A 13,512-nucleotide genomic window follows, 5' to 3' on the forward strand; every position below is an offset into this window, starting at 1 on the left:
CATCTCCTCTTCGGTCACTCGTTTTTTGAATTGACCGGTTCTTCTTTTCTTCGTCTTTTTTCTTTCGCTGTTTAGTTCTCAAGGATCTGTGTCCTCACGTTCCGGTTTGCTCTTGTTCCGTGAGTGCTTTGTTATAATAGCATAGCGAAATTCCTTTGTCAACTCAAAAACCCTTGAGAATTTGATGTTTCACAAAGAATTTAATTCTACTCCCGAAAAATAAAACAGGCCTCCGCCAAGAGGTCTGTCTTTTGAAGTAAAAGCCCGATTAGCGGCTGATATTCAGAATTTTATACTTTGAACTGCCAACCGGCAGGGGAACTTCCACAATTTCGCTGACTTTTCTGTTCAGCAAGGCTTTGCCCAAAGGAGATTCGTTGGAGATTTTATTCACAAAGGGATCGGCCTCGGCTGTGCCCACAATGGTATAGGTAAATTCGTCGCCGTACTCTTCATCGTGCACGGTCACGGTGGCGCCGACGTTAATAATGTCCTGGCCAATGCCGTCATCTTTGATTACGACAGCATTGCGCAGCATTCTCTCCAGATTCTGAATTTCCCCTTCCACGAAAGCCTGTTCGTTTTTGGCGTCATCATATTCCGAGTTTTCACTCAAGTCACCATATTCTTTCGCTTGCTTAATCCGCTCAGCGATTTCACTGCGTTTTACCGCCTTTAAATACTCTAAACGTTCTTCATTCTTCTTTAAGCCGTCCGCTGTCAAATATACCGGTTGATCGATCATTCCTGTCACCTCATAAATTATGTCGTCTGTTCAGCCTAGAATGCACCTAGTATATGCTATTTTGCGAAAACTGTCAACAGGATTCCAGGATCTGATCCTCCGGCAGGCCTGCCAGCTCTCTCTGATAGGTCAGCAAAATCCGTTCCATTTCCCCGACTGATTTGGCGCTGTTCAGCAAAATCCGGATACCGGAAGCACCGCGCAGGCTTTTTAAATACCATGCCCCGTGTTTACGCATTTCACGCACGCCAATATGTTCCCCCTTATAGGCAACCAATTCATGCAGATGCCGAATCGCCATTTGAATTCGCTCGCGGTAATTGGGTAAACTTAAGGTCTGACCGTTTGTCAGCAAGGCTACCGTATTGCGTATCAACCAGGGATTGCCTAAAACAGCGCGCCCAATCATCACGCCGTCGGCACCGGTTTCTTTCTGCATCCGCGCCGCATCTTCCGGCTGCCAGATATCCCCGTTGCCGATGACAGGAATCGATACCGTCTCCTTCATCTGCTTGATGTAATCCCAGTCTGCTTTACCGCCATAAAATTGATCCCTGGTTCTGGCATGCAGTGTGATGGCTGCGATGCCGGCGGCTTCGGCTCGTTTGGCCATCTCCAGGCAGTTGATGTTCTGCGCATCCCAGCCCAGCCGCATTTTCACCGTAACGGGTACCGCGGCGTGCAAAACGACTGCGGTCATAATCCGAGACGCCAGTTCCGGTTTCAGCATCAAGGCGGAGCCTTCTCCATTTCTGACGATTTTTGGCGCCGGACAGCCCATATTCAGATCGATGAGATGCGGCTGCATCCGGTTGATGATTTCCACAGCCTGAAGCATCGGCTCCACTTCGGAGCCGAATAATTGCACCGCAACAAAGCCCGGCTCGCTGATTTCAGCGATCTTCAGGGTGGCTCTTTGCGAATAGATCAGACCTTTATCGCTGATCATTTCAGTTACACTCAAAGCGCAGCCCATTTCTTTGCAGATGCGCCGAAAGACAAGATCGGTCACACCGGCCATGGGAGCAAGGACCACAGGATTGGGAAAATGATAATCTGCTATCTGCATTGTTTCACCCGCTTAGAAAAGCTGCCTCAACGGATGAGACAGCCTGTATATTTTTATCTGCCGACTTTTTGTTTATCATATCATATCTGTGTGAAAAAAGAAAGGCAGGTTGATTTTTTCCGTTGAAATGGTTATACTGAAGAGAGTCAAGAAGAGAGTTTTTTATGGAGGAGGAATCGTATGAGTTACCGTGAAGATCTGGCGCAGTTAATCGACGCCAAAAAGGACGCATTCTGCCATATCAGTGATGAAATTTGGGGGTTTGCCGAATCCAGATTCCAGGAAGTAAAGTCATCGCAGCTGCAAGCGCAGTATCTGACGGAGCAGGGATTTCGCGTTACGCAGGGTTTAGCCGGTGAGGCTACGGCAATTTTAGCTGAATTCGGCAGCGGCATACCGGTCATTGCCTTGCTTGGAGAATTTGATGCTCTTTCCGGTCTTTCTCAGGAAGCGGACAATACGGTGCACACACCAATTGTGCCGGGTAAGGATGGTCATGGCTGCGGGCATAATCTCTTGGGTACTGCTTCTTTGGCTGCTGCGGTTGCCTTAAAGGAATATATGGAGCAGCAGAAATTAGCCGGTACCATTCGTTATTATGGCTGCCCTGCCGAAGAAAATGCCGGAGGCAAGGCCTTTTTGGTCCGTGACGGCTACTTCAAAGACTGCGATATTGCAATCACCTGGCATCCTGGCAGCATCAATGGCGTGACACCCACCGGTTCTCTGGCCAATTTCCGCGCCTTTTTTACCTTCCATGGCAAATCCGCTCATGCCGCCGGAGCGCCTCATCTCGGCCGCAGCGCTTTGGACGCCGTGGAAATTATGGACGTCGGCGTCAATTATATGCGTGAACATATGATCGATGAAGCGCGCATCCATTATGCCATCATCAATACCGGCGGCACAGCGCCCAATGTTGTGCAGTCGGAAGCCCAGGTGCTGTATGCCATCCGCGCTCCCAAAGTCACCCAGGTGATGGAGCTGTATGAACGCGTCTGCAATGTGGCACGCGGGGCCGCTTTGATTACGGAAACAACGGTCGACATCCGGCAGGTAGCCGCTTACTCCGATTACATTGCCAACGACGTGATCAACAGCCGTCTCTCAGAGCATATGGACGCTTTCTTGCCGGTTGGCTATACAGAAGAAGAATTGGCTTATGCCAAAGCCTTCCAGGCGGTGATTACCGACCTCGACCGCAACAATTTGAAAGTGGAAGCAAAGCGGATCGCCGGTCACGATGCCGGCAAATTGCTGGAAAAACCGCTTTTTGATTTCAAAATAGAACAGAAAGGCGCCAGCAAAGGTTCGACCGACGTTGGTGATGTCTCCTGGGTTGTACCAACCGGTCAATTCAGCGTTGTCACCTTAGCTGCCGGAACGCCGGGCCATGCCTGGCAAACCGTTGCGCAGGGTAAGAGTTCCATCGCGCATAAGGGAATGCTGCTGGCAGCTAAAATCATGGCGGCCGCCGCCTATGATTTCCTGACCAATCCAAAGCTGATCCAAGAGGCGAAAGCCGCCTGGCTCGCCGATCTCGACGGGGAAACCTATCCCAATGCTTTGCCGCGTGATGCCAAACCGGAAATTTGGTAAATTGGTTTGATTGCAATCTCAAATACTGGCTTGGTGTATTAACAGGCAATCCTTGAGCAACCGCGCGGACCAGCTGCCTGCCAGTTAAAAAACTGCTTTTCTTGATGGTTCGCCTGTATCAAGAAAAGCAGTTTTTTTATCGCATTTCTCCCATTATTTAGGTCGATTTGGTAAGCAGTCATTTCTCAAGATAGAAATATCACTGTTTCTCTTGCGGCTTTGAGGAGTTTATTTTCTGTAACATTCATGCTTTTATAAATTCCGATCTGAATCCTCTAAGCAATCGCAGTTGCGCAGAAAATAGGAGAAAAAACAAAATGAGCTTAATCGTCTCGAATTTAACCAAGAAATATGAAGACAAGACCGTGCTGGATCACTTAAGTTTTCAAATGATAAAACCGGGTGTCTATGCGCTGCTCGGTACAAACGGCGCCGGTAAAACAACCGCGATCCGGATGATGCTGGGTATGCTTTCCCGTGACAACGGCGAGGTGCTTTGGAACAATCGGCCCCTGGATACCGCTACCTGCAATGTCGGTTATCTGGCGGAAGAACGTGGCCTTTATCCCAAATATGCTTTGATGGACCAACTCATCTACTTTGCCAGGCTGCGCAATGTGCCGACAGCGGAAGCGAAAAAGCGCATCAGCGATTGGGCGGAACGGTTGGAAGTGACGGAGTACTTATACCCAGGCTATGCCAATGGCAGCCTGGCCGACACCACCGGCAAGAGAGCCGGCTTTGGTTTTGGCAGCAAACGCAGAAAAGCAGCTCCGCCAAAATTGGCAGATCAGCTTTCCAAAGGCAATCAGCAGAAAATTCAATTTATGACAGCCTTGATTTCCGATCCGGAGCTGATCATCCTGGACGAACCTTTATCCGGCCTCGATCCGATCAATACCGATTTGTTCCGCAATATCATCCGCGATGAAATAGACAAGGGCAAATACCTGATCATGTCCAGCCATCAGATGGCTACGGTGGAGGAATTCTGCAGCGACCTGACCATCCTTGACCGCGGCAAAGTCATCTTACAGGGACATCTGAATGAAATTAAAAAAAGTTACGGCAGAGTCAATCTCAAGCTGAAAGTGGAGCAGGATATTTCGCAGCTGCTTGACGCGGCGGCAGTGCAGCTGATTGCAGAAAAGGAATATGAATATCAATTGAAGGTGAGCGGGCAGGAACAGGCCAATCTGTTGCTTTCAATGCTGATCGCCCGGCAGATCAGCATTATCACCTTTGATCTGCGTGAACCTTCGCTGCATGAGATTTTCGTGAAAGTAGTAGGTGAATCCAATGAAACTGAATAAGAATGACTTTACCGGTATCGGCAAAGTTTATTCTTTCACCTTAACGCAATATGCCAAAAGCAAAGCCAATCTCATTGCGTTGGCGATCATGCTGCTGCTGGTTCTGGTCAGTGTCCCGCTGGTAGTATTATTCAAAGGCAATCCAACGGAAGGGATACCAACGACAAATCTGAGCAAAGTTTATCTTCTCAATGAAACCGGTTTTGCCTTGCAATTGGAAAAGGCGGCCCAGCATAATCCACAGCTTGCTGATGTTACCTTTCTTGAAGTTGAATCTGTTCCTGAGAACGCTGCGGGTCAGCTCACAGCAGAAGAACTATTCCTCCATCTCTATCCTGCCAACCATACCTACGCCATTGATGTTTTTTCGTCGAGCGCGAGTGCGCTGAGTAATGCTGAGATTTCGCAGCTGACATCCCTGATTTCCTATTTGTTTAGCCAAGCGCGCTTGTCAGGTCTGGGTGTCACGGCAGAGCAGTTTGGCGTGGTGATGTCGGGTTACAGCAGCAGTATCAGCAGTATTGAGGAGTATCTTCATCCACGCCAATCGCTTGGTATGGATGCGAAATTCCTGATTCAATATATTTATGCAATTCTTGTGATGATTCTCTGCCTCACCTCTTCAATTTATATTATCCGCACCATCATCGAAGAAAAATCCTCCAAACTGGTTGAGCTGCTGATGATCAGCATCAAACCGCTGGCTATGATCGCGGGTAAAATTCTGGCAGTCATGACCTATGTTTTCGGCATGATTCTTGGGCTTGGTGCCGCTTTTCTGCTTTCTTATTGGCTAACCGGTTATTTTGCCGATGTTTCCATCATCACGACGATGTTAACCGGTCTTGGCTTTTCCTCCGCTTTGCTCAACATCGGCTGGTTTACGATCGTCATCGTTTTGGTCTCTTTGCTGCTTGGTTACTTAACCTTCTCGTTGATCGCCGGCATCGCCGGTACCAGCTGTTCTTCCATGGAAGATGTGAATTCCGCCAGTCAGCTAACGACGATGATTGTCATGGCAGGTTATCTGATATCGCTTTTTGCTGTGAATTTTGAAAACAGCGCGGTCAGTATCATCACCTCCCTCTCTCCCATCGTCGCTGTTTTCTGCGCTCCGGTTGCTTTTGTCAGCGGCAATATTTCTTTCACCATTCTGCTGCTCTCCTGGTTTTTACAAGCCTTGACCGTGGCGTTTCTGGCTTGGTTCTGCGCAAGGATTTACCAGGATTTGCTGCTGCACAAAGGCAGCCGGGTAGAATTCAAGGAAATGCTGGTCATGGCCAAAAACAATAAAGTATCTGTAAAGGTAGGTAAATGAAATGAAAAATATCTTGAAAGGTTTACCTGCCATTTTCTCCTTTACTTTCAACCAACAGATCAGAAGCAAAACCTACAAACTCCTGACCATTGGGCTGGCAGTTCTTTGCTTTCTGATTCCCGCCGTCAGCATGACCCTCGTCGCTTATTTGAATGGCAGCGAATCCGACCAACTGACTGTTTCTTTCGTCAGGCAGGTTTATGTGGTCGATACCAGCAATACCACTAAACTGGATTATACTTTCCTGAACAGCTTGGGCAATGCTGAATTTGCCAATCTTCTCTACGTCAATTACGACGATCTGAACACCGCCAATCAGGCCGCGCAGCGCTCTGATGGAAGTGTTTTAATTCTGCTGATGGAAAAGAGTGCGGCGGGATTCGCTCTGCATCTGCTTTTACCGGATCAAACCAAGCTGACAGAACAAGACGCCCGCGGTTTTGAACGGTTTTTCAGCGCCAACTTTCAATCTGTCTTGATTCAAAAATCCAGTCTCAATCTGCCGCAGATTCTTGAATTAACCACACCCATTGCGGTTCAAATCAAAACCGAAAGCCAAACGCCCGCGATTGAACCTGTTGCCACTGCCAAAACAGTCCTATCTTACGTTCTACCTTATCTCAATATGATGCTGCTCTATTTTCTGATTCTGGCGTACGGGCAGGGGGTTGCCAACAGCGTGATTATGGAAAAAACTTCAAGGTTGATGGATACTTTTTTGGTCGCTGTGCAGCCGTCGGCTATGGTTTTCGGTAAGGTTTTTGCCATCGCGCTCTCCGGTTTGCTGCAGCTAGGCATCTGGCTGCTCTCCGTGATTGGTGGCTTTGCCTGCGGGACCTTCTTCGTTCAGGCAATGCATCCAAAAGCCAGCCTGGGAATCATGCAATTGTTCGATTCTTTCGGCGCTTTCTCCGGTATGTTTACAGTCTCCGGTCTTGTGGTTGCTCTGCTTGTTCTGATCAGCGGTTTCCTGCTTTACTGCGCTTTGGCTGCAATCGGCGGCGCCGTCGCCAGCAAACCGGAGGATTTGTCCTCAACCAATCAACTATTTATCTTGACGTTGGTCATCAGTTTTTTTAGTGTTTTTGCTTTCAGCGGAGGTTTCTCTTCCGGAGGTTTCACGAATACCGCCTGGCTGAACTGGATTCCTTTCACTGCTATCATGATTGTACCCAGCCGCGTTCTGCTGGGGCAAATGAGCCTGTTGGCCGCCATGGGGTCCCTTGCGGTGATCCTGCTGACGACTGGCTTGGTGATGCTGCTGGCCGGCAAACTCTACACGATGATGTCGCTCTATAAAGGCAACCCGCCAAGTATTAAGAAGATTTTGCTCATTTTATACCGATAAGGCAGAATGTAAAAGATGTTTCTTGCTGCTCAGAAATCATCAGAAAAACTGCTCAGACACACATAAAAAGAGGCTGCAGCAAAACAGCCAAAAAAACAGAGCCAAGTGGCTGCGAAATGATATGCTCCCCATAGAGTAGACACTCGAAATAACAAAAGTTCGAGACTACACAATGGGGAGCAGATGATTTTTCCGTTTTGCTACAGCTCCTCGTATTAGGTTGATAACCGAAAGAGATGCGGCAGATAAGACAACACCCCCGTCGCACCGGAACACTCACTTAAAACTGCCGGCGAACTGATCCAGATTTGTCCAACCGTGGACTCTAACCCTGGGGATCAAGAATTGGTTGTCTTCGGGGGTGGCTAAGCCATAGGTAACGATAACCGCCGAAGTATAGCCGGCCTCTTTCACCAACTGCGGTGTAATTTCACTGTAAGAACCGCTGGGATAACAGAAGGATTTTACCGATATATTCAATTTCTCTTCCAGCATTTTTTTGGAATTACTGATTTCCAGTTTCTGATCATCGTTACTGATCGCCTTTAAATCCAGGTGATGTTGTGTATGGCTGCCGATCTCAATGCCTGCGTTTGTCAGCGTTTTCGTTTCCTCCCAAGTGAGGTAATTGGCTCGGTCCAGTAATTCGGTCACCAGATAAACGGTACCTGTAAAGTCAAACTCCTTCATAATGGGCCATGCCTGCTTATAAAAGGAAGCATAGCCATCATCAAATGTCAAAACTACCGTTTTGGCGGGGATTTTTTTGCTGGCCAGCATTTCCTGAGCAGCGGACATTGTAGCCGTATGATACCCGTTATCGGATAAATATTCCATCTGGGCTCTGAAATTCTCCGCCGATACATAAAGACTGTTGGAGCCGGTTCCAATTTCATGATACATGAAGATCGGAATTGAAGTTCCGGTGTATTCAATGGGCGGCATAGCATTCTGACGGTTATTGGTGAATTTCATTTTACAGATACAACAAATAGAGGCTGACAGAATTGCCAAAATTGTAAGAGAGAAAAGAAACCTCAGGAGACGCTTGCTCTTTCGCTTGTTCTTTCGCTTGTTCTTCTTCTTGTCCGTAGATCCCAATACTTGTCTCTTAACCATTGCCACATCTCGCATTCTTGATTAAAATTGCTTATGCATACTCTCTATTATCCAATGCAACAGAGAGTAACCGGATACGCAAGCATTATACCCCTAATGAGCACCGAACGCAATCGGAGTCTCGGTTTAGATGTGCCCGTGTGAATCTGTTGTTTTTACTGTGTTCCCCAGTCTTCCGCGGTTCGGATCCCGGGTGTTAATGCCCATCTTCCCCACCCCTGACATTCATCCTACCATTTCGGCGCAGCCCAGAGCTTCATTACTAAAGTCAGGGACCCCGAGAAGAGGTCAACCATAGGCGGCAGCAAGACTCCGGCGCAAATTTGTTGGCCGCCTCCCCGGATGCTTCATGTTCATGGATTCCTTTTGGCGATATTGTGTTGCAGCGAGATGACACAGCGGATGCGGGTTATGAGAGCGAGGGAAATTACACCTTTTTTGAAAATAAAACCACACAGTGTTACATTAAGCCTCAAAATGATAAGCGCTCTAAAACGAAGAAATACAAGAGCAACCTGACGCTGAGAGAAAACATGGCCTATGACAGGACACTGGATGAATACACCTGTCAGGCTGAAAAGAAGCTCAGAGCAGTTCATATAGGCAAACGTAAGAGCAAGTCTGGTTTTGAAAGTGAAATCACCTACTACGCCTGCGAAGATTGCGGATCGTGTCCCTTCAAAAAGCAATGCACCCAGTCGAAGGGGAACAGGACACTGCAGGTCTCCAAGAAATTCATTGCGCAGCGTCAGCAATCGCAGCAGCGGATCACCGGTGCCAAGGGGATCTTGCTGCGGATGAACCGTTCCATTCAGTCGGAAGGAGCCATCGGCGTGATCAAGCAGGATTACGGCTTCCGTCAGTTCCTGCTCCGCGGCTATAAAAAGGTTTTGGTCGAGATTCTTTTGGTGGCAATGGGCTATAACATCAACAAGCTACAGAACAAGATTCAACAAAAATCGCACCGGCAGACAATTGTTTAAAAAACCAACGGCTTAATAATGGTTAAAACCAGAATATCTCCTGTATTTGGATGAGATTTTGTCTGACCTTTCTGTTTTTTATCTGCTGTTTTTCTTATTAGCTTGCTTTTCGTTTGCGAAAAACGATACTGGAGCAGCAAAAAGGAACTGCAGCAATTTTTCGATTTGCTACAGTTCCTTTTATACATTACGCACTTTCAACAGATTTAATTCACTGAATCTGCTCTTTTCTTTGCCTAAAAAATCAATTTGGCGGGAGTATGTGGGAATCGAACCCACCTTGGAACGTATCAGGCCCCAAACTCGGTTTTGAAGACCGGTAGGCACACCAGAACCTAGCTACTCCCAAGCAAAGATTATAGCAAATAGCAGCCGGGGATGCAAGTCGTATTTTAAATTTTACGCTATGTTTTGCCTACAGAGAAAGATTCGCTTCAATTTTTCAGCTCTTTTTTCTTAAAATCCTTTTCTCTCCCTGACGCTGTGTGATTTTGGCGGTATCAAAATACTCCAGCAAAGCCAAGGCATACTTCCTGCTGGTTGCCAGCAGATCACGGTATTCCGCCAAGCTGATTTCCGTATGTTCCCGAAAGAAGTCAAACAGCAGCTGCTCCGCCTGATCGAAATGATCTTTGTTGTAAAAAATCTCCTCCGTCAGACGCAGCAGCGAACCTTCTTCCTGCATCAGTTCCAGGATCGCGGGTAAATCTTTGCGTTTGGCATATTGCGTCAGCAGATCGCTTTTGGCAGGCGGCTCAAATCCGGCAGTCCGGAATTTCTCACTGATCTCCCGGTAGAGGGATGTCTGTTCCGCCGTTAGTTGGACTTTAAAATCATAAGCGGCTACCGTATTGCCGGTGATTTTGATCCGCTCATCGCTCAGCCAAATCAGCAGCAAAGCGGCGAATATTTTATTGCTGGTTTGCTTCAGCAGGCGGCTGTGCAGTTCTTCTTTTGCCATACCCAGGCGCAGCGGATTTTTGCGGTGAAAACGCTGCAAAATTTCTTCCGCTTGAATTTCCAGAGCCTGCAGATAGGAGGAAGCAAGCAGAATCTCTTTTTTATCAACCGTTAAGGAAACCGCCTGTTCGCTCTGCAGCAATTGTTCGATCAGCTCTTCGATCTCACTGATTTCCGGGTGCGCTTTGATAAAATCTTCCCGCAGCGGATAGGAGTCGCTGACCGCTGCCAGCATTTGCAGCAGGCGGTGCTGCGGCGATCCTTTTTCCATCCGGCGCAGCGCCTCAATCTGCTCTGTCTTAAAGCGTGTTTTCTTGCGCGGATTGGTCTGCAATACCGTGCCGCCGCCGATGGTAACCATCGGTGAATAAGAGCGCAGCACAAACAAATCGCCTTCGGCGGCGGCAACCGGCTCTTCCAACCGCAGTTGAATCAAAGCGCTTTCTCCGGGTTCGACGCTTTCCTGTTCCAGAGGAACCACCCGTCCCATCACTTCACTGGCGCCGATGTATAAACGGATTCTGGTTCTGTGCTGCAGGGGACGGGGAGCGGTGACCAGGATGCGCACCCTGGCGTCCAGCATTAAGGTCGTCTTTAGGGTGTTGACTGCCGCCAGCACATCACCGCGCCGTACGTCTGTCACATCCACGCCCGCCAAATTAACCGCCACACGCTGGCCGGCAAAGGCCTTCTCTACTTTTTCGCCATGCACCTGCAGGGCACGCACACGGACTTCGGTTTTACCCGGCATGATCTCCAATTTATCGCTGAGCGCTAAAACTCCGGTCAGCAGGGTTCCTGTCACCACCGTGCCAAAACCGGGAATGGTGAAGACGCGGTCAATGGGCAGCCGCGCCGCGGCATGGCTGTCTTTTGCTTCCACTTCTTCGGTCAGGCGATCAATCTCGGCTGTCAGTGCCGGCAATCCTTGCCCGGTCAGACTGGAAACCGCAATAATCGGCGCATCCGCCAGAAACGTATCGGCCAGTTCTTCCCTGACCTGCTCGGTGACCAGCTCCAGCCAATCTTGCTCCACCAGGTCCGCTTTGGTTAGAGCCACGATGCCACGCTTGACTTGTAGGAGCGACACGATATTTAAATGTTCTCTGGTCTGCGGCATGACTCCCTCATCCGCCGCGATGACCAGGATGACAATATCGATCCCGCCGACCCCGGCCAGCATATTTTTAATAAAGCGTTCATGACAGGGTACGTCGATCAGACCCGACCGTCTGCCGCTCGGCAAATCAAAGTAAGCAAAACCGTTCTCAATGGAAATACCGCGCTGCTTTTCTTCTTTTAAACGATCGGTATCGATCTGCGTCAACGCCCGGATCAAAGCGGTCTTGCCATGGTCGACATGACCAGCCGTACCAATAATAATATGTTTCATCGTTTCTCCTAAAGGATTGTTTGATCGATCATCTGCACCACGCCGTCCGCCACCCGCGTCAGTTCATCGTCCTGGATGGTGCGCAGATCCAGCAAATACTGGTCTTTGGCAATCCGCCCAAAGATCGGCGTCTCAAAACCGCGCAGTGCCGCTTCCAATTGCACCACACTGCAATCGCGCGGTACAATCGCCAGCACATAAGTTGGTAATTGTACCAAAGGCATGGACCCGCCGCCCACCTCAGAAACATCTTCCTGCACACGGACAAACGCTTTGCCGCCTACCCGCATGGTGATATCCAGCCAGAGCCGATCTGCTTTCTTATGCAATTCCTCTTTACGAATCGTCAGCATGCGCAGGACCGGAATTTCGCTCAGCGCCTTTTTTTCGTCCAAATACAATTTTAAAGTGGCTTCCAATCCCGCCAGGGTCATTTTGTCAATGCGCAGCGCCCGATTGAGCGGATGCTTTTTCATCAGCGCAATATATTCTTTCTTACCCAAAATAATACCAGCCTGCGGACCGCCCAGCAGTTTATCGCCGCTGATCGTCACCACATCAATCCCCGCCTGCAGAGAACTCTGTACCGTTGGTTCCGTTAAGCCATAGGCGGACAGGTCGAGCAAAATACCGCTGCCCAGATCTTCCACAATCGGTAAAGCGTGCGCGTGCCCCAATTGCACCAGATCGGCGTTGCTCACTTCCCCGGTAAAGCCAACAATCCGGTAATTGGAGGTATGCGCTTTCAGCAAAAGAGCGGTTTGGGGGCCAATGGCTTTTTCGTAATCCTGCAGATGCGTTTTGTTGGTAGCGCCAACTTCAACCAGACGGCAGCCGCTTTGCTGCATCACTTCGGGGATACGGAAAGAACCGCCGATTTCAATCAATTGTCCGCGGGAAACGACAACTTCCTTGCCGCAGCCCATCGCAGCCAGAACCAGCAGTACGGCGGCGGCATTGTTATTGACAACCATCGCATCTTCGGCGCCGCTGATTTGACAGAGTAATTGATTGACATGATCATACCGCGAGCCGCGCATGCCTGTTTTTTCATCGATCTCCAGGTTGGAATAACGGCTGGCTACCTCCAAGACTTGTTTGCAGGCGTTTTTTGGTAAAAGAGCCCGGCCCAGATTGGTGTGCAGAATGATTCCGGTGGCATTGATCACACCATGCAGACTGGGCTGCATTTTTTGTTTTGTCATGATTTTTACCCGCTGCAGGATTTCCTGTCGGTCCGGCATCTCTTCCGGGAACCAATCGGTTGGCTGCGATAAAATTTCACGGCGAAATAAAGCTAAGACCTGACGAATGGAATCCGTCACCGCCTGATGAGAATATTCTTCTATTAAAGCTTGTATGGACGGTGTTCTTAACAACAATTCCACTTGCGGAATTTGAGACAATACTTCCTGTTTCGATTTTAAACCCATTGCACTCATCCTTACTGTTCTATTCTCTAGCAAAATGGTTTGACTCTGTTTGATCAATTTCTCTGTCCGGCGGCGGTTTCCCTGCTGTTTTTCTGAAATCAGCGCAAGGAAGCCGATTTTGGCGGTCAGAAATCCGTAAGCAGGTATTTTTTTCATGATAACGAGAAAATTCCCCCCTGGTCTGACCTGAATCTCCCTGTTTCAAGCCGGCCCAGGAGGGAATTTTTTATCT

General features: G+C 48.7%; 10 protein-coding genes and 1 tRNA gene. 5 read left to right on the plus strand and 6 right to left on the minus strand.

Annotation, left to right across the window (positions count from 1 at the left end; all coding sequences use genetic code 11):
• Window positions 1-268: 268 nt before the first annotated feature.
• Window positions 269-745 carry a transcription elongation factor GreA gene (gene greA, locus LLG09_08710; GenBank protein MCE5197189.1) on the minus strand — a complete coding sequence of 159 codons (477 nt, stop codon included), beginning with the start codon at window positions 743-745 and terminating at the stop codon, window positions 269-271.
• Window positions 746-818: 73 nt separating this feature from the next.
• On the minus strand, window positions 819-1,814 hold the full coding sequence (gene dusB, locus LLG09_08715; GenBank protein MCE5197190.1) for a tRNA dihydrouridine synthase DusB: 996 nt from the start codon (window positions 1,812-1,814) through the stop codon (window positions 819-821).
• Between the two features lie 180 nt (window positions 1,815-1,994).
• Here dusB and LLG09_08720 point away from each other — a divergent pair, with 180 nt between their 5' ends.
• The 4 genes from LLG09_08720 to LLG09_08735 all read left to right on the plus strand — a co-directional run bounded on the left by LLG09_08720 (window position 1,995) and on the right by LLG09_08735 (window position 7,392).
• Entirely contained in the window at window positions 1,995-3,413 is a 1,419-nt protein-coding gene (locus tag LLG09_08720) for a M20 family metallopeptidase (protein ID MCE5197191.1), read from the plus strand.
• A 317-nt stretch (window positions 3,414-3,730) separates the two neighbouring features.
• Window positions 3,731-4,726, plus strand: coding sequence for an ATP-binding cassette domain-containing protein (locus LLG09_08725; protein ID MCE5197192.1), 996 nt, complete (start codon window positions 3,731-3,733; stop codon window positions 4,724-4,726).
• Entirely contained in the window at window positions 4,713-6,044 is a 1,332-nt protein-coding gene (locus LLG09_08730; GenBank protein ID MCE5197193.1) for an ABC transporter permease, read from the plus strand. Before LLG09_08725 ends, LLG09_08730 begins: the two co-directional genes overlap by 14 nt.
• 1 nt (window position 6,045) lies before the next feature.
• Window positions 6,046-7,392 carry an ABC transporter permease gene (locus LLG09_08735; GenBank protein MCE5197194.1) on the plus strand — a complete coding sequence of 449 codons (1,347 nt, stop codon included), beginning with the start codon at window positions 6,046-6,048 and terminating at the stop codon, window positions 7,390-7,392.
• A gap of 276 nt (window positions 7,393-7,668) precedes the next feature.
• On the opposite strand, the gene LLG09_08740 is transcribed toward LLG09_08735, so the two are convergent.
• Window positions 7,669-8,367: a polysaccharide deacetylase family protein gene (locus LLG09_08740; GenBank protein MCE5197195.1), complete on the minus strand. Its 699-nt coding sequence runs from the start codon at window positions 8,365-8,367 to the stop codon at window positions 7,669-7,671.
• Window positions 8,368-8,891: 524 nt separating this feature from the next.
• On the opposite strand from LLG09_08740, the gene LLG09_08745 reads away from it, so the two are divergent.
• Window positions 8,892-9,494 carry a transposase gene (locus tag LLG09_08745; GenBank protein ID MCE5197196.1) on the plus strand — a complete coding sequence of 201 codons (603 nt, stop codon included), beginning with the start codon at window positions 8,892-8,894 and terminating at the stop codon, window positions 9,492-9,494.
• Window positions 9,495-9,744: 250 nt separating this feature from the next.
• Here the strand turns inward: LLG09_08745 and LLG09_08750 are convergent.
• From LLG09_08750 to selA, 3 genes are all read right to left on the minus strand, one after another.
• Window positions 9,745-9,841: transfer RNA gene (locus tag LLG09_08750), tRNA-Sec, on the minus strand.
• A 95-nt stretch (window positions 9,842-9,936) separates the two neighbouring features.
• Complete coding sequence (gene selB / locus LLG09_08755; GenBank protein MCE5197197.1) at window positions 9,937-11,847, minus strand: selenocysteine-specific translation elongation factor; 1,911 nt, start codon at window positions 11,845-11,847, stop codon at window positions 9,937-9,939.
• Between the two features lie 8 nt (window positions 11,848-11,855).
• Entirely contained in the window at window positions 11,856-13,280 is a 1,425-nt protein-coding gene (selA, locus tag LLG09_08760; GenBank protein ID MCE5197198.1) for an L-seryl-tRNA(Sec) selenium transferase, read from the minus strand.
• Window positions 13,281-13,512: the final 232 nt, after the last annotated feature.

It is taken from the genome of Negativicutes bacterium (assembly GCA_021372785.1).
In the GTDB taxonomy this organism is placed as follows: Bacteria; Bacillota; JAAYKD01; order JAAYKD01; family JAAYKD01; genus JAJFTT01.